This window comes from Bradyrhizobium sp. LeoA1Lang (assembly GCF_055413685.1).
This window is the reverse complement of sequence record NZ_JBVAPG010000155.1, coordinates 1-18,537: the sequence shown is the minus strand read 5'-3', so window position 1 is coordinate 18,537 and position 18,537 is coordinate 1. Positions and strand designations below refer to the sequence as shown.

The 18,537-nt window shown below is 61.7% G+C and carries 26 protein-coding genes, 2 tRNA genes and 1 pseudogene; 17 read left to right on the top strand and 12 right to left on the bottom strand.

Translation table 11 applies throughout. The annotated features are described in order from the left end of the window. The first annotated feature begins 306 nt into the window (after positions 1–306). From ACZYOF_RS34740 to ACZYOF_RS34710, 7 genes are all read left to right on the top strand, one after another. Positions 307–546: a hypothetical protein gene (locus ACZYOF_RS34740; protein ID WP_282531585.1), complete on the top strand. Its 240-nt coding sequence runs from the start codon at positions 307–309 to the stop codon at positions 544–546. A gap of 295 nt (positions 547–841) precedes the next feature. After that, positions 842–3,250 carry a phosphoketolase family protein gene (locus ACZYOF_RS34735; protein WP_463718581.1) on the top strand — a complete coding sequence of 803 codons (2,409 nt, stop codon included), beginning with the start codon at positions 842–844 and terminating at the stop codon, positions 3,248–3,250. 31 nt (positions 3,251–3,281) lie between these two features. Then, entirely contained in the window at positions 3,282–4,463 is a 1,182-nt protein-coding gene (locus ACZYOF_RS34730) for an acetate/propionate family kinase (protein ID WP_463718580.1), read from the top strand. Between the two features lie 174 nt (positions 4,464–4,637). After that, positions 4,638–4,988: a hypothetical protein gene (locus tag ACZYOF_RS34725; RefSeq protein WP_463718579.1), complete on the top strand. Its 351-nt coding sequence runs from the start codon at positions 4,638–4,640 to the stop codon at positions 4,986–4,988. A gap of 218 nt (positions 4,989–5,206) precedes the next feature. Next, complete coding sequence (locus ACZYOF_RS34720; RefSeq protein ID WP_165421369.1) at positions 5,207–5,365, top strand: hypothetical protein; 159 nt, start codon at positions 5,207–5,209, stop codon at positions 5,363–5,365. Positions 5,366–5,609: 244 nt separating this feature from the next. Continuing rightward, entirely contained in the window at positions 5,610–5,936 is a 327-nt protein-coding gene (locus ACZYOF_RS34715) for a hypothetical protein (RefSeq protein ID WP_130581767.1), read from the top strand. Between the two features lie 38 nt (positions 5,937–5,974). Continuing rightward, complete coding sequence (locus ACZYOF_RS34710; protein ID WP_463718578.1) at positions 5,975–6,436, top strand: cupin domain-containing protein; 462 nt, start codon at positions 5,975–5,977, stop codon at positions 6,434–6,436. A 45-nt stretch (positions 6,437–6,481) separates the two neighbouring features. Here ACZYOF_RS34710 and ACZYOF_RS34705 read toward each other — a convergent pair whose 3' ends face one another. The 6 genes from ACZYOF_RS34705 to ACZYOF_RS34680 all read right to left on the bottom strand — a co-directional run bounded on the left by ACZYOF_RS34705 (position 6,482) and on the right by ACZYOF_RS34680 (position 10,188). Next, positions 6,482–6,889, bottom strand: a complete 408-nt coding sequence (locus ACZYOF_RS34705) for a hypothetical protein (protein ID WP_463718577.1) — start codon at positions 6,887–6,889, stop codon at positions 6,482–6,484. Between the two features lie 482 nt (positions 6,890–7,371). Further along, a tRNA-Pro gene (locus tag ACZYOF_RS34700) sits at positions 7,372–7,448 on the bottom strand. Between the two features lie 161 nt (positions 7,449–7,609). Continuing rightward, positions 7,610–8,092, bottom strand: coding sequence for a DUF192 domain-containing protein (locus ACZYOF_RS34695; protein WP_463718576.1), 483 nt, complete (start codon positions 8,090–8,092; stop codon positions 7,610–7,612). Positions 8,093–8,226: 134 nt separating this feature from the next. Then, positions 8,227–8,892: a cold-shock protein gene (locus tag ACZYOF_RS34690; RefSeq protein WP_130581771.1), complete on the bottom strand. Its 666-nt coding sequence runs from the start codon at positions 8,890–8,892 to the stop codon at positions 8,227–8,229. 196 nt (positions 8,893–9,088) lie between these two features. Beyond that, entirely contained in the window at positions 9,089–9,850 is a 762-nt protein-coding gene (locus ACZYOF_RS34685) for an SIR2 family NAD-dependent protein deacylase (protein ID WP_130581772.1), read from the bottom strand. 92 nt (positions 9,851–9,942) lie between these two features. After that, positions 9,943–10,188, bottom strand: coding sequence for a hypothetical protein (locus ACZYOF_RS34680; protein ID WP_463718575.1), 246 nt, complete (start codon positions 10,186–10,188; stop codon positions 9,943–9,945). A gap of 187 nt (positions 10,189–10,375) precedes the next feature. On the opposite strand from ACZYOF_RS34680, the gene ACZYOF_RS34675 reads away from it, so the two are divergent. Next, positions 10,376–10,573 (top strand): hypothetical protein, encoded by a 198-nt coding sequence (locus ACZYOF_RS34675; RefSeq protein ID WP_282531592.1) that lies wholly within the window; start codon positions 10,376–10,378, stop codon positions 10,571–10,573. Between the two features lie 57 nt (positions 10,574–10,630). Here the strand turns inward: ACZYOF_RS34675 and ACZYOF_RS34670 are convergent, their stop codons facing one another. Together ACZYOF_RS34670 and ACZYOF_RS34665 are read right to left on the bottom strand one after the other, a co-directional pair. Next, on the bottom strand, positions 10,631–11,005 hold the full coding sequence (locus ACZYOF_RS34670) for a hypothetical protein (RefSeq protein WP_282531593.1): 375 nt from the start codon (positions 11,003–11,005) through the stop codon (positions 10,631–10,633). A 417-nt stretch (positions 11,006–11,422) separates the two neighbouring features. After that, positions 11,423–11,611, bottom strand: a complete 189-nt coding sequence (locus tag ACZYOF_RS34665) for a hypothetical protein (RefSeq protein WP_463718574.1) — start codon at positions 11,609–11,611, stop codon at positions 11,423–11,425. A 359-nt stretch (positions 11,612–11,970) separates the two neighbouring features. Between ACZYOF_RS34665 and ACZYOF_RS34660 the strand changes: the two genes are divergently transcribed. Next, positions 11,971–12,135 carry a hypothetical protein gene (locus ACZYOF_RS34660; protein ID WP_165421548.1) on the top strand — a complete coding sequence of 55 codons (165 nt, stop codon included), beginning with the start codon at positions 11,971–11,973 and terminating at the stop codon, positions 12,133–12,135. Between the two features lie 53 nt (positions 12,136–12,188). On the opposite strand, the gene ACZYOF_RS34655 is transcribed toward ACZYOF_RS34660, so the two are convergent. Further along, the gene (locus ACZYOF_RS34655) at positions 12,189–12,401 is read right to left on the bottom strand and encodes a hypothetical protein (protein ID WP_463718573.1); all 213 of its coding nucleotides are present in this window, start codon (positions 12,399–12,401) and stop codon (positions 12,189–12,191) included. 553 nt (positions 12,402–12,954) lie between these two features. Beyond that, the gene (locus ACZYOF_RS34650) at positions 12,955–13,164 is read right to left on the bottom strand and encodes a hypothetical protein (protein ID WP_130583994.1); all 210 of its coding nucleotides are present in this window, start codon (positions 13,162–13,164) and stop codon (positions 12,955–12,957) included. A gap of 205 nt (positions 13,165–13,369) precedes the next feature. On the opposite strand from ACZYOF_RS34650, the gene ACZYOF_RS34645 reads away from it, so the two are divergent. Beyond that, complete coding sequence (locus ACZYOF_RS34645) at positions 13,370–13,822, top strand: VOC family protein (protein ID WP_463718572.1); 453 nt, start codon at positions 13,370–13,372, stop codon at positions 13,820–13,822. 363 nt (positions 13,823–14,185) lie between these two features. Continuing rightward, positions 14,186–14,842 (top strand): glutathione S-transferase family protein, encoded by a 657-nt coding sequence (locus tag ACZYOF_RS34640; protein WP_463718571.1) that lies wholly within the window; start codon positions 14,186–14,188, stop codon positions 14,840–14,842. A 67-nt stretch (positions 14,843–14,909) separates the two neighbouring features. Here the strand turns inward: ACZYOF_RS34640 and ACZYOF_RS34635 are convergent, their stop codons facing one another. Next, positions 14,910–15,155, bottom strand: a complete 246-nt coding sequence (locus ACZYOF_RS34635) for a hypothetical protein (RefSeq protein ID WP_394567732.1) — start codon at positions 15,153–15,155, stop codon at positions 14,910–14,912. Positions 15,156–15,190: 35 nt separating this feature from the next. Beyond that, on the bottom strand, positions 15,191–15,448 hold the full coding sequence (locus tag ACZYOF_RS34630; protein ID WP_130580598.1) for a PilZ domain-containing protein: 258 nt from the start codon (positions 15,446–15,448) through the stop codon (positions 15,191–15,193). Positions 15,449–15,674: 226 nt separating this feature from the next. Here ACZYOF_RS34630 and ACZYOF_RS34625 point away from each other — a divergent pair. The 6 genes and pseudogenes from ACZYOF_RS34625 (at position 15,675) to ACZYOF_RS34600 (ending at position 18,343) form a co-directional block, all read left to right on the top strand. After that, a tRNA-Glu gene (locus ACZYOF_RS34625) sits at positions 15,675–15,749 on the top strand. Between the two features lie 289 nt (positions 15,750–16,038). Continuing rightward, positions 16,039–16,456, top strand: a pseudogene (locus ACZYOF_RS34620) (hypothetical protein). A gap of 9 nt (positions 16,457–16,465) precedes the next feature. After that, positions 16,466–17,128, top strand: coding sequence for an SOS response-associated peptidase (locus ACZYOF_RS34615; RefSeq protein WP_130580599.1), 663 nt, complete (start codon positions 16,466–16,468; stop codon positions 17,126–17,128). Then, on the top strand, positions 17,125–17,349 hold the full coding sequence (locus ACZYOF_RS34610; RefSeq protein WP_463718570.1) for a hypothetical protein: 225 nt from the start codon (positions 17,125–17,127) through the stop codon (positions 17,347–17,349). The genes ACZYOF_RS34615 and ACZYOF_RS34610 overlap by 4 nt, the downstream gene beginning before the upstream one ends. A gap of 211 nt (positions 17,350–17,560) precedes the next feature. Next, entirely contained in the window at positions 17,561–17,851 is a 291-nt protein-coding gene (locus tag ACZYOF_RS34605) for a hypothetical protein (protein ID WP_130580601.1), read from the top strand. Positions 17,852–18,133: 282 nt separating this feature from the next. After that, complete coding sequence (locus tag ACZYOF_RS34600) at positions 18,134–18,343, top strand: hypothetical protein (protein ID WP_282531597.1); 210 nt, start codon at positions 18,134–18,136, stop codon at positions 18,341–18,343. Positions 18,344–18,537: the final 194 nt, after the last annotated feature.

The following is an 18,537-nucleotide window of genomic DNA, read 5'->3' as shown; positions in this document are numbered from 1 at the left end:
GGGGCCCGGTCGTCGCGCTGCGCTACGCATGGCTCCGCGCGCCGCCCTCTCACCGCAAAAACCCAACCCAACCCTGTTCGTTGAGAGCCTTGACTCACGAAGCCCCATATGAGGGTGGGCAAAGCGACTTCTTGCACCGTCATTCAATCAAACACCGGCGGAAGCGTGCCCACCATCAACACTCCGCTCGTGATGGTGGGCACGCTTCGCTTTGCCCACCCTACGGCATTTACCAATGGTTAGCTTTACCGCAGCCGCCACAGGAACGTCATCGACCAGCCTTCATTGACGTGCACAGGACTGCGGATGAAGAACGAGTTCGACAAGATCGACCAGACGCTGGACGAAATGCTGGTGAACCTGGGCGCCATCGTGCTCAAGCTCGCTGCAGTGTCGAAGACAGCTCCGGAGCGGCGGGCGCTGGCGCAGTCCGTCCATCAATACACCGTGTGCGCCGAGCGATCGAGCGATCCCCGAGTCCAGCGCCTGCGGGTGGAACTCGAGGCGACCCTCCAGCCTCCGCTGAAACTGGTCTCCAGCCGGTAGCGCCGGCCGCACCGTACCGTTTGGCCGCACGCCCCCTGGTCAAAAGCGCGGCATCGCAGTTTCGTCAAACGCCGCCGCTATAATCTCACATTTCCTGCGCCGGAACGGCGCTGATCCGCGCCTGTTGTCATCGGACAGATGGCGCAGCAAGCGTATGCTCGAATGGCGCCGGGATCGAGGATGGCTTGGATGCGGTTGACCTGGGTCAACACCCGCACCGCTCGGGAATGGACAGTGGCGCGTCCGGCAAAGCCGTCACGATTGGCAACGTCGCCAAGAAACAACGAGGCGTTCAATGCAAGATGTAAGCAGCACGTCCGCCGTTCTCGATAGCGCCGAACTCGATCTGCTTGATCGGTACTGGCGCGCCGCCAACTACCTCTCGGTCGGCCAGATCTATCTGCTCGACAATCCCCTGCTCCGCGAGCCGCTTCACAAGGAACATATCAAGCCGCGCCTGCTCGGCCATTGGGGCACGACGCCCGGTTTGAATTTCGTCTATGCCCATCTCAATCGTGTGATCAAACACCACGACCTCAACGTCATCTATATCTGCGGCCCCGGTCATGGCGGGCCCGGCATGGTGGCCAATACCTATCTCGAAGGCATCTACACCGAGATCTATCCAGATATCACGCGGGACGCCGACGGGCTGCGCAAGCTGTTTCGGCAGTTCTCCTTTCCCGGCGGCATCCCAAGCCATGCCGCACCGGAGACACCGGGCTCGATCCATGAAGGCGGCGAACTCGGCTATGCGCTCGCCCATGCCTATGGCGCGGCGTTCGACAATCCCGATCTCCTCGTTGCCTGCGTCGTCGGCGACGGCGAAGCCGAGACCGGCCCGCTCGCCGCCTCCTGGCATTCGAACAAGTTTCTCAACCCCGCGCGCGACGGCGCGGTGCTCCCGATCCTGCATCTGAACGGCTACAAGATCGCCAATCCGACCGTGCTTGGACGGATGAGCGACGAGGAAATCCGCCACCTGTTCCTGGGCTTTGGCCATGAGCCGATGTTCGTCGAGGGCGACGATCCCACGACGATGCACCGGCAGATGGCAGCCACCCTGGATGCGGCAACGGATCGTATTCGCGCCATCCAGCAGGCCGCGCGAGGCGCATCGCCATCGCCGGAGCGACCGCGATGGCCGATGATCGTGTTGCGCAGTCCAAAGGGCTGGACCGGCCCCAAGGAAGTCGACGGCCTCAAGGTGGAAGGATTTTGGCGCGCGCACCAGGTGCCGGTTGCCGAAGTCCGCAGCAATCCAAGCCATCTCGCGATACTGGAGCAATGGCTGCGCGGCTACCAGCCGGAAACGCTGTTCGACGAGCAAGGCAGGCTCGTTCCGGAGCTGCAAAAACTGGCGCCGGCAGGCGCGCGTCGGATGGGCGCCAATCCGCATGCCAATGGCGGGCTGTTGAAGCGTGAGCTGGAGCTGCCCGACTATCGCGACTTCGCCATCGAGGTCGCCACGCCCGGCGGCGTGATGAATGAAGCGACGCGCACGATGGGCAAATTCCTGCGTGACGTCATGAGGCGCAACGAGAGCACCCGCAACTTCCGCATCATGGGCCCTGACGAGACCGCCTCAAACCGGCTCGATGCCGTGTTCGAAGTGACCGATCGCGTCTGGATGGAAGAGATCGAGCCGTACGACGTCCATTTGTCCCGGGACGGCCGGGTGATGGAGGTCCTGAGCGAGCATCTCTGCCAGGGATGGCTCGAGGGTTATCTGCTCACTGGGCGACATGGATTGTTCTCCTGTTACGAGGCATTCATCCACATCGTCGACTCCATGTTCAACCAGCACGCCAAATGGCTGAAGGTCTCCCGCGGCCTGCCCTGGCGGCGCCCGATCGCCTCGCTGAACTACCTGCTCACCTCTCACGTCTGGCGGCAGGATCACAACGGCTTCAGCCACCAGGATCCGGGCTTCGTCGATCTCGTTGCCAACAAGAAGGCGGACGTCGTCCGCGTCTATTTCCCGCCGGATGCCAACTCGCTGCTCTGGATCACCGACCACTGCCTGCGCACCTACGACCGCATCAACGTCATCGTGGCCGGCAAGCAGCCCGCGCCGCAATGGCTGACAATCAAGGAGGCCGCAGTTCATTGCGAGGCCGGGATCGGCGCGTGGTCATGGGCCGGAACGGAAACACCCGGCAGCGACGTCGACGTGGTGATGGCCTGCGCCGGCGACGTGCCGACGCTGGAGACGCTCGCCGCCGTCGACATTCTCCGGAAGCAGATCCCCAAGCTCAAGATCAGAGTCGTCAACGTCGTCGACCTCATGGCCCTGCAACCGCGCGAACAGCATCCGCATGGACTGACCGACCGCGAGTTCGACACCTTGTTCACCCGCGACAAGCCGGTGATCTTCGCCTATCACGGCTATCCCTATCTGATCCACCGCCTCACCTATGCGCGCACCAACCACGCCGGCATTCATGTGCGCGGCTTCAAGGAAGAGGGAACGACGACGACGCCGTTCGACATGGTCGTGCTCAACGAGCTCGACCGCTTCCATCTGGCGATCGAGGTCATCAACCGCGTCCCGGGACTTGCGGCGTCAGCGGCCGCCGTCAAGCAGCATTGCCTCGACCGCCTGATCGAGCACGGCAAATATGTCCGCGCGCACGGCGAGGACATGCCCGATATCCGCGACTGGTCCTGGCCATACGGCACGGCGGCAAACGCCGGCGATTAATGCCCAATCACAAGCGTTGAGGCTGAAGAAGATGCCGAACGCCCTCCTCGTCCTCAACGCAGGATCGTCCTCGATCAAGCTGGCGCTGTTTGCGAGCGGCGGCTCAGGCGATCCCGCGCTGCTGTGCAAGGGCATGCTCGACCATCATCAGCATCAGCCGCAGATGATCGTGAAGGACCTGCAGGGCAACGTGCTGTTCGAGCGGCACGCCGCGGCGGAAGCGGACGACGAGAGCTTCTTCTCGGATCTGTTGCACTGGATCGACGAATTCCTCACCGGTGGAACTCTCGTCGCGGTCGGCCACCGTGTCGTCCATGGCGGCCTGAAGTTCTTCGAACCGGTTAAGGTGACGCCGGCCATTCTCCAGGTGCTGCGCGAGCTCACGCCGCTCGCGCCATTGCATCAGCCAGCCAGCCTCGCGCCGATCGAGGCGATGCAGAAGCTGCGGCCGGACCTGCCGCAGGTCGCCTGCTTCGATACCGCCTTCCACCATAGCATCGCGCCGCCCATGAGCCGCTTTGCGCTGCCGCGGCATTTCGAACAGGAGGGCGTGCGCCGCTACGGCTTTCACGGGCTGTCCTACGAGTTCATCGCCCGCCGCTTGCGCGAGATCGCGCCGGATCTGGCTTTGGGACGGATCGTGACGGCCCATCTCGGCAGCGGCGCCAGCCTGTGCGCGATGCGCAACGGGCGCAGCATCGACACCACGATGAGCTTCACCACGCTGGACGGGCTGATGATGGGCACGCGCTGCGGCGCGATCGATCCCGGCCTGCCGCTCTACCTGCAACAGCAGCGCGGGCTTTCGGCCGACGAGATCGAGCACGTGCTGTATTACGAATCCGGATTGCTCGGCGTGTCCGGGATCAGCGCCGACGTGCGCGTGCTCACCAACAGCAACGATCCCCGTGCCGCCGAGGCACTCGAACTGTTCGCTTTCCGCGCCGGCGCGGCGATCGCCGCGATGGTCCACAGCCTGGGCGGCCTGGACGCTATCGTCTTCACTGCCGGGATCGGCGAGAACAGCCCCGAGGTGCGGAAGCAGATCTGCACCGGCCTTGGCTGGCTCGGCGTGGAGATCGATGATCGCGCCAACAGCGCCAATGAACTCTGGATCGGCGCAAAGACAGCGCGTGTCGCAACCCTGGTGGTCCCCACCGATGAGGAAGCGGCCATCGCCGCCCACAGCCAGGCCTTGATTACAAATCGTTGAGAATAATGAACGGGATCGCCGTCACTCGCGCAGCCGCGATCCGGCAGCAAGCTTTGCGCCAAAGGATTTGATGGGCGGGACCGCATTGCGCGAGACCGCAATGCCTACATCCTGTTTGTGCTGGCGCCGGCCGAACGTCTGGCCCAGCCGTCTCGCGAAGACAGGAGTCTCGCCATGAAGAAACTATCCCTCCTCTGCCTCGCCCTCGCCGTCGGCTTTTCGACCACCGCAGCATTCGCACGCGGCGGCGGAGGCGGCATGGGGCACGGTATGGGAGCCATGGGAATGCACGGAGGCATGCCCATGAGCAGCGGCCTACCCACGAGCGGCGGCCTGCCGGTGACCGGCGGCGCTTTTGGAACCAACCCCGCCACACCAGGCACCAACTCGCTCGGAACCGCGCTTTCGTCCTCAGGCATTGCCAACGGTCCCCAGAAGGGTCCGCTGCTTGGCACCGATCCCTCGCTCGATCCCGAAGAGGCCAAGGTCGAGAAGATGATCGGATCGATCTGCCGCGGATGCTGAAGCGCCGCGGAACGCTGCGATCGTCCTGAACCAGCCGGCCGGCTCCGGCTTCGCCCGCCGCACGGACGTTAAGGTTGATCGGTTAGGTTAAGATCAGGCTTGTCTTGAGCACGGTGGCCGCGATGGTAAAGCGAGCTCACCGTGCCAGATCCCGGGCCTATGACCCAACCGGGCTAAATCGAGCTTTCTTTCCAAAAGCCAGGATCGCAGGTGACATCATGTGGAACGGCCGCAAGAACGCAATCATCGGGCTCAGCGCGCTGTTCGCATTCGTCCTGCTCGAATTGTGCGCGGCAATCGCTGCGATCGGTGCAGTGCTCGAATTGGCCATCGGCATCGACGTGCCAATTCTGCCGTTCCTCACATCGAACGACTAAGGTACCTGCGCGCTCGCCTGAAGGGAGTGCGCTGCACCCCTCGGAGCTTCGCCGCCACCAGCATGCGGGCAAGCGCCCATCCGAAAAATTCCAGCAGCCTGACGGTGGCGATATCATCGGGACCGATGATTTGACGTGCGATTTGGCAACCACAACCGTTGCTGGCAAACCCAGGCGCCGCCTACTATGCTCCCATCCTGCAAGCCCCGCCGCGATTCCTAAATTCTTTTCTTTGGAGCCATGAATGTTCAGAACGTCCTTGATAATTCTGTCAGCCCTCGCCTCAATGATTGCTTCTGCGGCCGCCCAGCCTGCCTCCCTCACCTGCAGCGGCTCCCTGTTCGATCCAACTGGATCCGCGCCCTCGGCAAAAACCGTGACGCTTGCCCTCGGTCCGCCGGTTTCGATCGATACCGGGAATGGCCCGCAGCGCGCTTCGGTCGTCAGCAACAACAGGATTCAACTCAGATTCAGAACCAAGGACTTCACGGGTGAGTATTTCCACTACACCAGTGATCTTTTCCTGATCTACCGATCAGGACATCTCGCGCGGTTGATGTGTCAGCGTTGAGCAAGGAGCGTGGCCCCGGGTGTCATTGAAAGGACCTCATGCCCAGGATCGATTTCGCCGCCGTGCCGAAACGCAAGGGCTCCGGCTACCCGCCGCCATTCGACGCCCCCTGTGCCGAACGCGTGCGGCAGCGGTTGGGCAACGCCGGCGGCCTCACCGACTTCGGGGTCAATCTCATGCACCTGCCGCCGGGCAACTGGTCGAGCCAGCGCCACTGGCATTCGGCCCAAGACGAATTCGTCTATGTGCTCGAAGGCGAACTGACGCTGATTGAAGATGGCGGCGAGACGGTGCTGCGCGCAGGCGATTGCGCGGCGTTTCCGAAAGGCTCCGGCAACCGCCATCACCTCGTCAACAAATCCGACGCGATGGCGGTTTATCTCGAAGTCGGCTCGCGCTCACCAGCCGACGTCACCATCTGCTCGGACGTCGACATGATGAGCTCCAACGCCGACGGCCGGTTCGTGCACAAGGATGGCACGCCCTATCCCGAGCGGTAGAGTGCAATCGGGGTGGCCCCACCCCATAGCAATTTCAGAGTTTCGCTAGTCTCGTGCAGGGATCTGGCTTTGATCATCACACGGGAAAGACCAATGGCTCGCCCCAAATCCGCCGCTCACTTTCTTGAATGAAGCTATTGAGTTACCGAAGCCTCTCACAATTTGGAGACGTAGCGGACCGGCAAAATTGAATCCACCGGCAACATCTGAAAATTCGCCGTCAATTATGTCGCCACGTAGCGTGCCTCGAAAAACGTTGGCAAAATTCCGCTCTTTACTCTGTCCAAACCACCAAACTGTATTTCCGCGTTGCGCGACAAAGTAGGTACCTGTGTCGTTCCCCTTCCAGGTTCCCTTCATAGTCCTCGGCCCTGTGCACGATGCATGTGCGTTTACTGAGACCGACAACGTCAGGATAAATCCAACAATAGCAATGCTGATATCCGAGCGCATTTTTTGCTTCCTACCTATTGACGCAGCAGTCGTTCGTATTCGACGTCGTAAGAGTAAGCCGCCTCCTCCGCGTGGATCGTCACCGATTCCGTACGCACTACAGAACGAACGAAGTTGTTTCATAGGTTGGGCAGTGGCGCATCGGACGTTCGTCCGACGTACAGACGCTTGCGACTATGCAGCGCATCCAGGAGGCAACCGCCTCCTCCCATAGCCCTGTACGAAGACATGGAGCGCGCTCGCCAGATCGCGTGTCATGGAAGTCCCTCGACCAGCTCTCTCTCTCCTGCTGACGCCGAGATTGTCGCCAAGGCAATCGTCGAGGGCATTCCGCGTGGGCGCAGGCACGGATGGGAGATGGGGCAGCAAATGCCCCCGAAGCATAAGCTTCTCAGCGGTGACCGATATACCCCCGACAGCCGACAGCACGTCAGCGACCGGGACGCGACAGGCCTCTCAAATACCTGATTTCACTAATCTTTTGGTCGGGGCAGCTGGATTCGAACCAACGACCTGCAGTACCCAAAACTGCCGCGCTACCAGGCTGCGCTATACCCCGAGCAATCCGCCGGCGATGTCGATACACGGTTAAACGGGCGCCAGCAAGGCGCTCGCGGGGGCGCCGGATGATGATCCGATCAGGCTGGCCGGATCATCATCCGCTCCTTAGTGGAGCATGATCTTTTCGGAAAACCGGTGCCCACTTTTCCGGATCATGCTCTATTTGCCGTTGAACAGCGGGTGGGCCACCCGGTCGCCTGGCTGGATGCCGTATTTCTGCGCCGTGCCCGCGACCACCTCCAGGACGCCCTTGGCAAGCCCGCCGGAGGAGATGATCTTGGTCGACAACGGCTCGGTATTCTCCGCGATCCGCAGGATGCGGCCGTCGGCGCGGATGAAGATCATGTCCAGCGACACATAGGTGTTCTTCATCCACATCGACACCTGCTGCTCCGGCGAGAAGTCGAACAGCATGCCTTTGCCGTCGGGCAGCTCCTTCCGGTACATCAGCCCCGTCGTCTTCTCCTCCTCGGTCGTCGCGAGCTCCACGGAGAAGACGTGCACGCCGTTCTTGGTGACGATCTCGAGCGGCTGGACCGTCGCAGCCCTTGCGGCCGGGCTCGCGATCACTCCGAGCAGGAGGACGAACGACGCAAACAGGCCAACGAGCAGGCGACGCCCGGCGACACGATCGAAAATCATGGCAACAGCACTCACGGCAAGATCAAACCGCGGGGAACCTAACCCGGCGACGGCGGCAATGACCAGAGGGCAAAGACCTACCGCGCGCCACCCGGCTCACGTTTCCGTCAGAGCATGATCGGGAAAAATGAAAATCAGTGCGACGACAGCGCCGACGGGCCGGTCTCCGGGTGGATCTCCGCGGCCATCATGCCCTTGGAGCCGGGCCCGAACCGCACCAGCACATATTGGCCGGGGCGCAGTTCGGTCATGCCGAAGCGGCGCAGCGTTTCCATGTGGACGAAGATGTCGGGCGTCCCTTCACCGCAGGTCAGGAAGCCGAAGCCGCGCAGCCGGTTGAACCACTTGACCTGCGCCCGCTCCAACCCGCTGGTCGGGGTGACCGTGACATGGGTCCTGGGCGGCAGCATCTGCGCCGGATGGATCGCCGTCGTTTCATCCATCGAGAGGATGCGGAACGCCTGATAGCCCTTCGCGCGCTGCACGCATTCAACCACTACGCGAGCGCCCTCGTAGGCCGTCTGGTAGCCGTCGCGCCTGAGCACGGTGACGTGCAGAAGCACGTCTGGCGAGCCATTGTCGGGGACGACGAAGCCGTAGCCTTTCGAGGCATCGAACCATTTGATGACGCCGGAAATCTCGACGAGGTTGGCGGCGGCATCGCCCAGGCCGGAGAATGCATCCGCGGCTGGATCGCGCGGTGCTCTCTCCGAGTATTCACCCGGCGCAAGCCTACCCTGCCCGGCGCCACCCGATGGTGGAGCGCCGAGCTTCTTGGACTCAAATCCGTCCGACCCCATGACCCCGGACCCCGCACATCATCTGCAACCCGTCTCTCTGCGACGGTACCTACCGGTGCGTTGTTGCACGACCGCTCATGAACAACGCACGCGAATCTCGAATCAAAAGATAACACTCCCGCTTGCGTCGCATAGACAAAAAACGAATCCAGCGGGAACTATGAACAGGCTTGCACAATCGCGAATCAATTGAGCATCAATTGCCTACAAACGGCCCAAGGGTCTCGCCGATGTCGTGGCGGATCACGAGATCCGCAATATCGTCCTGCTCGGTCGGCTCGTTGTTGATGATCACAAGCTTGGCACCGCAGTTCTTGGCCATCATCGGAAATCCCGCCGCGGGCCACACCACCAGCGAAGATCCGATCGCAAGAAACAGATCGCAGTGCTGCGCAAGTTCCGTCGCCCGTCGCATCGCATCCTCCGGCATCGCCTGGCCGAACGAGATGGTTGCGGTCTTGATGGGATCGCCGCAGTCGGTGCAATCGGGCGCACTGCCGTTCTCGTCAAAGCGCTGCTTGACCCACATCAATTCGTACGCCCTGCCGCAACCGATGCAGCGCGCATAGGTTGTGTTGCCATGCAACTCGACCACATGATCCGATTTGAAGCCGCTCATCTGATGCAGATTGTCGATGTTCTGGGTGACGATCGACGGAATCTTCCCCGCGCGATAGAGCGAGGCGAGCGCGCGATGCCCGCGCCCGGGCTTCGCCGCCGCAAAGGTCGGCTCCATCGCAAAGCGCCGACGCCACGCTTCATCGCGCGCGTCGGCACTTGCAACGAATTCGTCGAAGGGAATTGGCCGGTTGCGCGTCCACAGCCCGCCGGGCGAGCGGAAGTCGGGAATCCCGCTCTCGGTTGAAATGCCGGCACCGGTGAAGGGAACGATGGTGGAGGCCTCGGCGATGAAATTGCCGAGGGCCTCGACGCCACTCCGCAGATCTTTTGCAATCACGTGAGAAACCCGAGTTGACCGCGCGCACTATAGCACGGCCAACTGGAGCGAGGGATCGCACCTGTCATGCGGCTCTCACGCCGCCGTGTTTGTCACGCCGCTTTGGCGACCGGCTCCTTCGCCTCGTTCGGCTCCTTCACCTCGTCGCTCTTCTTCGCCTTCGCGACCGGCGCGGCATCGGGCTTCTTCACCGGCTTGCCGTATTGCGCAAGCTTCTCCAATTCCGCTTCGAGTTGCGCGCGGCGCGCCGCGACCTTCTCGAACAGCTTGTCGGTCGCGTGCTCGCGCAAGCTTGCGAGTTCTTCGATGCTCAGTGAATCCAGATCGATCTTTGCCATGAATTGGCCTCCCCAGTTTCCCTTTTTGGCTAGCGGGGCCGCGGAGAAGCGACAAGCAGCGTACGCGCCTTATCCACCGCCTCCGCTGCCCATCATCTCACCACAATCCTGCACCGGCTCCTCCCCATTGGCGCCCCATTGGGGAGGCGAATTCGGCCGGATGACATTACGATTACAGGGATGGGCCATGATCGAAGCCATGACCGAAGACGCCATGACCGAGAAGGAAGAGCGGCTCGCACGTGAACGCGAAGAGATCGCCGCTCGCATCGCCAACTTCAAGGCGACCCAGCAAAAGTTCGAACGCGAGCGTCAGGAGTATTACGCCAACACGCTCGGCAGCGCTTGGCACGGCTACCAGCGGGAGCCAGTTGAGACCGATTAGGTACTCGCACCATCGGCCGAGTCAAAAAGCCCGGGGCGCGTCGCCCCGGGCTTTCTGTTACCAATAAGAGCCCCAGTAGGCGCGCCGATAATAGGGGCCGCCCCCGTAGGCGTAAGGATCACCGCCGTAGTAGCGTCGATACCCGTAGCCGCCATAATAGGCCGGGTAGCCGCCGTAGTAGCCCGGGCCGTAAGCGTAGCCCGGGTAGCCGCCGTAATAGCCGCCGTAGCCGTAGCCCGGACCGTAGTAGTAGGGACTGGACGCTGCAGCTGCGCCCGCAATCAGCGCGCCTGCGGCCAACCCGAATGCCAGGCCCGGACCCGCGCCCCGCCAGCCCCAACCGCCGCCGCGCCAGTACGCCTCCGCCGGCGTGCTCATCGCGGTCGCGCCGACCGTGGCGACCATAGCCAAAACTGCGAGTGTCTTTTTCATCCTCGCCTCCTCACGGATTCATCCGCGGCTCCAACGCAGAAATTCCCGATTGGTTGCATCGGGAACCCGCAGGCATGTTGCCGCAAAGGGCCGCCTTTGCAGCGCTTGGACGGGGCCCCTCTCCCTTCGAGCTATGCAACCCGGCCGGGCCACCCATGGATTGGGCGCAGGAACAAACCACGACCTCCGCGCGTATTGTGGTGCAGAAGGGGTATGGCCATGCCGGTCTGGCTGGAAATTCTGATCAACATCATCGGCTATGGCGGGTTCATCGCCATCGCGATGTATCATCGCTCCTCCAGCGAGAAAATGCCGGGACAGGATCCGCGCTAGGATTCTTGTTTTAACGCGTTTCGTCGCGCGAACCGGTGCCTACCCTCGGATCAAGTCCGAGGGCATGCTTCGCTCGAAAACGCTCTAATTCGCCTTGTGCGGTTCGCCCGCGGTGCGCACCAGGCGGTCGGCCTTCACCAGCATGCGTCCATTGTCCACCTGCGGCCGCAGCGAAAAGCTGATGGCGACGAAGGCAAGACAAAACAATAGCCCCACCACCATCACGCGCCGGTGAGTTCGCCTGTCTGCATTGTGAAACGAAGGGATCATCATGGCTCGGGTTCCGCAACTGATCCCTATGCGCAACCTCCGGTAATCGCAACGCGATCCTGCCCTTAACCTAACTGAATAGCGTTATCGGCTGCGTCGAAAGGGATCGTTAGGAGACGGCGCCGCGCAGGCACCATCTGGATACCTTCCGTCCCCAGGTTATCCGCAGCAAATCCACAGGCCGCCGGATCGGCCTTTACCAAGCGATTTCGTGATCTTGCTGCGCAGCGATCCACATCCGCCCCACCCTGCTCGCGATCGGAGTTCCCGGACGTTCGGACAACCGAATTCATCCGCATTAACCGCACCTCTTTAGAAAGCGTAAACGCGGACATGAGAATTTTGGGCAGGAGGCTGCCGTCATGGTCATCTACCCCGTCCCTGCCGCGGTGACGCAGGCGAAGGTTCAACTCGTCATCGACGAGACTGCCAAAGCGCCGCCGCACCAGATCAATGCCGACGTGCAGAACGTCATCGACGCCCAGGCCCAGGCCGAACGCGAGGCGCTGCTGGACCGCAAGGCGTGACACCGAGCGCCGCCGCGTTCTCCTGGCGTGAATGCCGAATGGCGCGCTCGCGCTCAGTCGTTGGATTTCGGCCCGCCATGATAGCGGTGGGCGTCGGCATCGCTCATTTGCGGTGCCACCTGCTGATCGAACGCGTTGAACGCATCGTACGCCCGCTGATCGACCGCCGTTTCCTGCCGCGGGATTGAGGCGCCTGAACGCGCGAACGCCTGTCCGGAAGCTGCGGCCAGTGCCACGACCGCCGTGGCCAGAATGATGCTTTTCATGGATCTGCTCCTCGCTGAATGCGTCGCCTCGATCCCGACGTGCGTTCGGCGGCATAGGAATGCGATGCAGGCTCAAACGCTTGTGTAAAAAGGTGAGATCAGAACATCAGGCCATTGCGGCATGCCGCGCGCGGCCTTGACCACCCGTGACAGCGCTTCGCGGGAACGCTTTTGATCGTCACGAATTGAATGAGCATCAGGAAGTGCCGGTAGGAACACTCCCCCTGCCGCCTACCGGCTAAGAAGCCCCGCGATGCCCCCGTCGCGGGGTTTTCTTTTGAACCTATTTGCACGCCGACAGACATAGTGGAACTGGGGATTTCAGGGCCCAGTATTTCGCGGCAGCGTCGCCTGGAGAACATACTCCTCTAGGCGGCGCTGTTGCTTTTTGAAAATTCAACCTTAAGTTAACGACTGAAGCTGGCGGCTCGCGCCCTGAATCCCCAGACCGTCAGCCCGAAAGCCCCGTGCCCCCACGCGCGGGGTTTTCTTTTTCTGACCAGCCACGCGACAAACGCGATGCGTTTGCGCGGAGGTAATTCACCGGCGCCGCTCACGACAGCGTGGCAACGATCGTCTGCACTTGGTCAGACGCTGACGCGACGAGGCCATCGAAGGACGTTTGGCCGTGGGCTGCCGCCTTCAGAATACGTTCGGCCACCGCCGCCTTGACGCCGAACACGGATTGATCGGCGGGAATTTTCGACATGACCGCCTCCAACGCGGCCCGCATGGTCTCGATGAGTTCAGGACTGTATGGCATCGCGTCCTCCCGCGCGGCAACATAGTCGGAGCGCTGTTGCCTGCCATTCACAAGCCTGAGACTCACGACCATGTGTCGTTGCGAGGTTTTGATGACGTCGGCCGAGGTCGTGAGAGGGCTGCCCCCTCATACAATTTGCTGCTATTTTCTGCCCCGTCGTGCCGGAACGGGCAGTAATTCTCACAAGTCTGAGAGGGACAAGAAAATGCGTTATCTCCACACCATGCTGCGCGTGCGCAATCTCGACACTGCGATGAAATTCTACCAGGACGCGCTGGGGCTGAAGGAAGTGCGCCGGATCGACAACGAGAGGGGTCGCTTCACGCTGGTGTTCCTGTGCGCGCCCGAGGATGTCGACCAGTTGAAGAAGCTGCCGAGCACGCGCGGCGCGCCGCTGGTCGAGCTCACCTACAACTGGGATGAAGAGAAATACGGCGAGGATCGCCATTTCGGCCATCTCGCCTATGAGGTCGACGACATCTACGCGACCTGCGATCGGCTGATGAAGCTCGGCATCACCATCAACCGCCCGCCGCGCGACGGCAACATGGCGTTCGTGCGCTCGCCGGATCTGCACTCGATCGAGCTGTTGCAGAAGGGCGATCCGAAGCCGCCGGCCGAGCCGTGGCTGTCGATGCCGAACACCGGCCACTGGTAGGCCTCGCACAGCGCGCACAGCATGAGCGCCGCGATCCATAACGGAACGAGCCGATGGATCGCGCGTTTCCTCACCGATACGAAATGGAGGAGGAAACGATGGCAAGAGGACTCTTGCTGTGGCTGCTTGGCGTGCCAATCCCGGTGATCATCCTGTTGTGGCTGTTCTTCGGACATTAGAGCTTGACGCGTTTTCTTTACGCGAACCGGTATCCACTTCGCTCGAAAACGCTCTGATCACGCGCAACCTACGCAGCCCGTGACAACAAAATCAGGTGCCGCTCAGCGGGCCTGATTTTTGTTTGAAGCGGGATGATCGGGATCGCGGTTTCTGCTATTCCGCCGTCAACGCAAGCAGCAAGGGATGGGAGAGAGACGCGTGGCGGAAAAATATCAACTCACGGTTTGGGGCCGGGCCAACTCGGTCAACGTGAAGAAAGTGCTGTGGTGCCTCAGCGAGCTCGAGCTGCCCTATCACCGCATCGATGCCGGCATGCAGTTCGGCAGGAACGACCAGCCCGACTATCTCGCAATGAACCCCAACGGCCGCGTGCCGACGCTGGTCGACGGCAGCTACACGCTGTGGGAATCCAATTCGATCATGCGCTATCTCTGCCTCGCCTATGGTGAGGGCTCACCGATCTATCCGGCCGCGCCACGCCAGCGCGCCGGCGTCGACCGCTGGCTGGACTGGACGCTGTCGACGCTGCAGCCGGTCGACCGTCCGGTGTTCTGGGCGCTGGTGCGCACGCCGCCGGAGAAGCGCGACATGGCCGCGATCCAGAAGGATGCCGATGCCGAAGCTGAGGTGTGGCGGATCGCCGATGCGCAGTTGGCGAGTCGGCGCTTCATCGAAGGCGACGGGTTCACCATCGCCGACATCGCGATCGGCGCCTTTGCGCGGCGCTGGTTCGGCGTCGAGGGCATCACCAAGCCGAGGCTGTCGAATCTCGAGCGCTGGTTTGCCGAGATTTCCACGCGCCCGGGCTTCGTCCAATTCCTGGCGCCGCCGATGTCGTGAAGCTATAGAGCGTTTTCGAGCGAAGTGGGCACCGGTTCGCGTGAAGAAAACGCGTCAAAATAAGAATCTAGCGGCCGCCGATCGAGACGCCGCCGCCAACGTCGATGCCGCCGCCGATCTTGATGCAGGTGTCGGAGCCTTCGATCTTGACGAAGCCCGCACCGTACTCTGCGCACGCATTGGGCCGCGCGACTCTCTTCAGCGGGAGCGACTTTGCTGAAGCCGTTGCTTTGCCGGATTTGGTTCGATGAGGCTGCTCCGCGAGCGCGATTGCCGGCAGCAGCGCGAGGATGAGGACCAGCGTCTTTCGCATCCGGCCTTCTATCGCGCGAAGGCGGGAACTGCTAGCTAGCTCACGAACTTGACGCCCAGGGTCCTGCCGCGACGCCACACCACCTCGCAAGGCCGTCCAGTGCGCGTGTCGCGCGACAACGCCAGACGCAATTTTCCAGGCAGCGTGTTGGGATCGTCGATCGTGATTTTGGCGCCGGTGGACGACATGTCCTGCACCACGCAGGGCCGCGCGGCGAATCCGCCCTCCAGCGTGATCCAGCCGGGCTGATGCATCGATTTGCGCGCGTCGCGCTTCTTGCTGCTGAACGCCATGCGGGACGCCTACGGCATCAGGCTTTACAAAGCGTTGCGAGACCCCCGCGGTTTTTCGGGTATCGGGCCCCGCGCGAAGCCGTCGGGGGATGGCTGCAAAAAGCGCCATCCTGCGGCTTGCCCCCCCACCCAATCACCACTATACGTTCGCTCCGTCGCCGCCAGTAACCGTCGGCGGCCGATCTGGCATATCCCGCGGCTAACGCATTGATCTGCCGATTGTTTTGCTCCCTTCGTCTATCGGTCAGGACGCCACCCTTTCACGGTGGAGAGAGCGGTTCGATTCCGCTAGGGAGCGCCATAGCGCTCCGACGCAAAAAATAGCGCCGCTAGATCAATCGCTTAGAAGATACCCAGAAAGTGTGTTGGACAGTTTGTTGGACAGTCTAATCGGGCTTTTGTTCTGCAGCTGTTCACCGGCCTAGTGTGGGCTCAATGACTGCCGCCGGCTTCATTTGTCAGCCGCTTTCCGGGAGCCGGCGCCGGCACAATGCGCAAGAGCGGCGGCACCGGTCCTTAGTCGTTTCCGAGCGACGCACCGCAAGCCCTAGCGGCTTGCCGCGGTGTCCCACACGACGCATTTTCAGGTCATGGGCACCAAGTCACGCGAGAGTATCTTTGGCGCGTCCGTACGCGCCGCTGCCGAGCAGGCGGCTGAAGCTCGGAAGGCCGCCGATCGGCTCGCCTGCCAAGCCTGGAACAAGCGCATGCTAGCGTTCAGGGACCGGCGCAGCCCTCGCCCGCGCTCGGCGACGCGCTCAATGCCGGCTACACCTATCTTGAGGTGAAGTGCCTCGGCTGCGAAACGCACTAGACTAGACGGTCGCGCTCGACATCGTGCGCCGGCCGAAGTCGACGCCGATCCACGAGCTCGAGCGCTATATGCGCTGCAAGCTGTGCTCGGAGCAGCGCGGCTGTTCCTATAAGCGCAGCCACCTCGTCGCCCTGCGGCCCACGAAGATTTCCGCGCAAGATCCGCCATCGACGTGGTGGCCGGGCGAACGCTAAGGACCCCTGATGTGCAATCTCTATTCGATCTCGACCAACCAGGAAGCGATCCGTGCGCTGTTCCGCGTCGTCAACCGCTATGTCGGCAACCTGCCGCCGATGCCCGGTGTGTTTCCTGACTATCCGGCGCCAGTGGTGCGCAACGCTGCGGAGGGCCGCGAAATGGTGCTGATGCGCTGGGGCATGCCGCCACCGCCGCGCAACGGTGGCCCGCCTGTGACGAATATCCGCAACACCAGTTCGCCGCACTGGCGCGGCTGGCTGAAGCCGGAGAACCGTTGCCTGGTCCCCTTCAACAGCTTCGCTGAATACGCGCCGGAGCCGAACGCCGCGACGAATAAGAAGGACGTGGTCTGGTTCGCGCTGAACGAAGACAGACCACTCACGGCCTTTGCCGGCATCTGGACCGAGTTCAAGGGCGACCGCGGCACCAAGTCGAAGCCGGTCCCCGGCCCTCACCTTGTCTACGGTTTCCTGACCACCGAGCCGAACGTTGTCGTCGCGCCGATCCATCCGAAGGCAATGCCGGTCATCTTGACGACGGACGAGGAGCGCGACGTTTGGCTGCGCGCGCCCTGGGACGAAGCGAAGGCGCTGCAACGGCCACTGTCCGACGATGCCTTGAAGATCGTCATGCGCGGCCCCGACAAGGAAGATAAGTTAGCCGCATGAAATACGCCGAAAGCCGCCCCTACGCCGACACGGAAAAGGCCGCCCGCCGCATCATGGAGCTGGCGCGCGCCGTGGAGCCCGTCCAGGACGGGCGCATCTACGTCGAAAAAATCAACTACCCGTTCATCTTCCAAGACAACGGCTCGCCGGCCGAGGCGCTGGACGAGAACTGGCGATCGAGCGCGGCTGGCTTTGGATGCACGAGAGCGGCACCTAGGTGAAGATCACGCCGGAAGGCGCCGAGCTGTTTGCTTGACTAGCATCAATTCATCAATTCGCTGATGTGGCTGGCCGGTGACATGGCCACCGACGTGCTTCACCGCGCATTAGAGGAATGAAGCAGTCGCTAGAGCGTACTTCTGGGATGGGCGAAGATTCCGCAAGCGGGGTGATAAATCTCGTAACACCGGAAAATTTCGTGGGAGACCATCCATGGCTGACGAACCGCTCACGGTAGACCCAGGCAATATTCCAGAAGCGCTTTGCATAGGAAAAATCAATCTGGCGTCGGGGCCTGGGCCGCTCATGACACTCACATTTACAAACGTTCGCCCAAAGGCGGGTCCGCTATTCGATTCGGATCGGATTGAGCATGAAAACGTCGTTCGTGCTCGCATTGTGATGACGTTGGACAATTTGATTGCATTGCGCGATCTATTGAACAGTTCGATACGGCAAACGCCAGCTCCTTGCGCCAGCAGCAGGGCCGCCAAGGTCCATTAGCGGCGCGCTCGGTATGCTGCCTTGCGAAGCGGCGACGATTTCAGCGTCGGCAACGAATTTTCGAAGCGAAAGCAAATCCGACATCTTTTGTGCCAGCACATCGGTATCTGACGCGAGTTGCTCGCAAAGCTCTTTGGCACTGCGTGTTGAAGCGCGCATACCAGCCGCCCTCCTTCTTTGGAAAGGAAGTAACCTGATATGACCGTGAAAGTTCGGTAATTAATTTTTTAATATATCATTTAATTTCACATTAAATGTCGATCGGCAATAGAGGAGAAGGCAATGAAGGTCGGTTTTGGCATAGCCGCCGCGATTTTGGCCCTCGCTCTGACGACAATCACCCCGCCTGCGCAAGCCTGCAATGACAGGGGAAATTGCGAGAACGCGCCCGGTCAGAACAAAAACGTCAGCGGAGCCCCCGGGCCGATCGCTGGTGCAGGTCTTCCGATCCTTGCCATTGGCTACCCATTGGCTACGGCGTCTACTGGCTGATCAGGCGCCGCAGGAAGCAGAGCTGACATTTTCCCTTGATGCCAGGGCATGCTCAAATAGGAGGGAATGAAATGGACCCGCGGAGCGGGACCGCTTGAACCGGTTTGTTAGTTGGAAACTGACCGCTCCTGATCCCTTTCTATCACGCAGCCAGAGACGCTGTCTGCTGCAGTTGCTGTGGGCATGTGGTCAAC

Coding starts and splice junctions, on each gene's coding strand:
- ACZYOF_RS34740 (WP_282531585.1), top strand. CDS start 307: ATGAAGAACGAGTTCGACAAGATCGACCAGACGCTGGACGAAATGCTG.
- ACZYOF_RS34735 (WP_463718581.1), top strand. CDS start 842: ATGCAAGATGTAAGCAGCACGTCCGCCGTTCTCGATAGCGCCGAACTC.
- ACZYOF_RS34730 (WP_463718580.1), top strand. CDS start 3,282: ATGCCGAACGCCCTCCTCGTCCTCAACGCAGGATCGTCCTCGATCAAG.
- ACZYOF_RS34725 (WP_463718579.1), top strand. CDS start 4,638: ATGAAGAAACTATCCCTCCTCTGCCTCGCCCTCGCCGTCGGCTTTTCG.
- ACZYOF_RS34720 (WP_165421369.1), top strand. CDS start 5,207: ATGTGGAACGGCCGCAAGAACGCAATCATCGGGCTCAGCGCGCTGTTC.
- ACZYOF_RS34715 (WP_130581767.1), top strand. CDS start 5,610: ATGTTCAGAACGTCCTTGATAATTCTGTCAGCCCTCGCCTCAATGATT.
- ACZYOF_RS34710 (WP_463718578.1), top strand. CDS start 5,975: ATGCCCAGGATCGATTTCGCCGCCGTGCCGAAACGCAAGGGCTCCGGC.
- ACZYOF_RS34705 (WP_463718577.1), bottom strand. CDS start 6,889: ATGCGCTCGGATATCAGCATTGCTATTGTTGGATTTATCCTGACGTTG.
- ACZYOF_RS34695 (WP_463718576.1), bottom strand. CDS start 8,092: ATGATTTTCGATCGTGTCGCCGGGCGTCGCCTGCTCGTTGGCCTGTTT.
- ACZYOF_RS34690 (WP_130581771.1), bottom strand. CDS start 8,892: ATGGGGTCGGACGGATTTGAGTCCAAGAAGCTCGGCGCTCCACCATCG.
- ACZYOF_RS34680 (WP_463718575.1), bottom strand. CDS start 10,188: ATGGCAAAGATCGATCTGGATTCACTGAGCATCGAAGAACTCGCAAGC.
- ACZYOF_RS34675 (WP_282531592.1), top strand. CDS start 10,376: ATGATCGAAGCCATGACCGAAGACGCCATGACCGAGAAGGAAGAGCGG.
- ACZYOF_RS34670 (WP_282531593.1), bottom strand. CDS start 11,005: ATGAAAAAGACACTCGCAGTTTTGGCTATGGTCGCCACGGTCGGCGCG.
- ACZYOF_RS34665 (WP_463718574.1), bottom strand. CDS start 11,611: ATGATGATCCCTTCGTTTCACAATGCAGACAGGCGAACTCACCGGCGC.
- ACZYOF_RS34660 (WP_165421548.1), top strand. CDS start 11,971: ATGGTCATCTACCCCGTCCCTGCCGCGGTGACGCAGGCGAAGGTTCAA.
- ACZYOF_RS34655 (WP_463718573.1), bottom strand. CDS start 12,401: ATGAAAAGCATCATTCTGGCCACGGCGGTCGTGGCACTGGCCGCAGCT.
- ACZYOF_RS34650 (WP_130583994.1), bottom strand. CDS start 13,164: ATGCCATACAGTCCTGAACTCATCGAGACCATGCGGGCCGCGTTGGAG.
- ACZYOF_RS34645 (WP_463718572.1), top strand. CDS start 13,370: ATGCGTTATCTCCACACCATGCTGCGCGTGCGCAATCTCGACACTGCG.
- ACZYOF_RS34640 (WP_463718571.1), top strand. CDS start 14,186: ATGGGAGAGAGACGCGTGGCGGAAAAATATCAACTCACGGTTTGGGGC.
- ACZYOF_RS34635 (WP_394567732.1), bottom strand. CDS start 15,155: ATGCGAAAGACGCTGGTCCTCATCCTCGCGCTGCTGCCGGCAATCGCG.
- ACZYOF_RS34630 (WP_130580598.1), bottom strand. CDS start 15,448: ATGGCGTTCAGCAGCAAGAAGCGCGACGCGCGCAAATCGATGCATCAG.
- ACZYOF_RS34615 (WP_130580599.1), top strand. CDS start 16,466: ATGTGCAATCTCTATTCGATCTCGACCAACCAGGAAGCGATCCGTGCG.
- ACZYOF_RS34610 (WP_463718570.1), top strand. CDS start 17,125: ATGAAATACGCCGAAAGCCGCCCCTACGCCGACACGGAAAAGGCCGCC.
- ACZYOF_RS34605 (WP_130580601.1), top strand. CDS start 17,561: ATGGCTGACGAACCGCTCACGGTAGACCCAGGCAATATTCCAGAAGCG.
- ACZYOF_RS34600 (WP_282531597.1), top strand. CDS start 18,134: ATGAAGGTCGGTTTTGGCATAGCCGCCGCGATTTTGGCCCTCGCTCTG.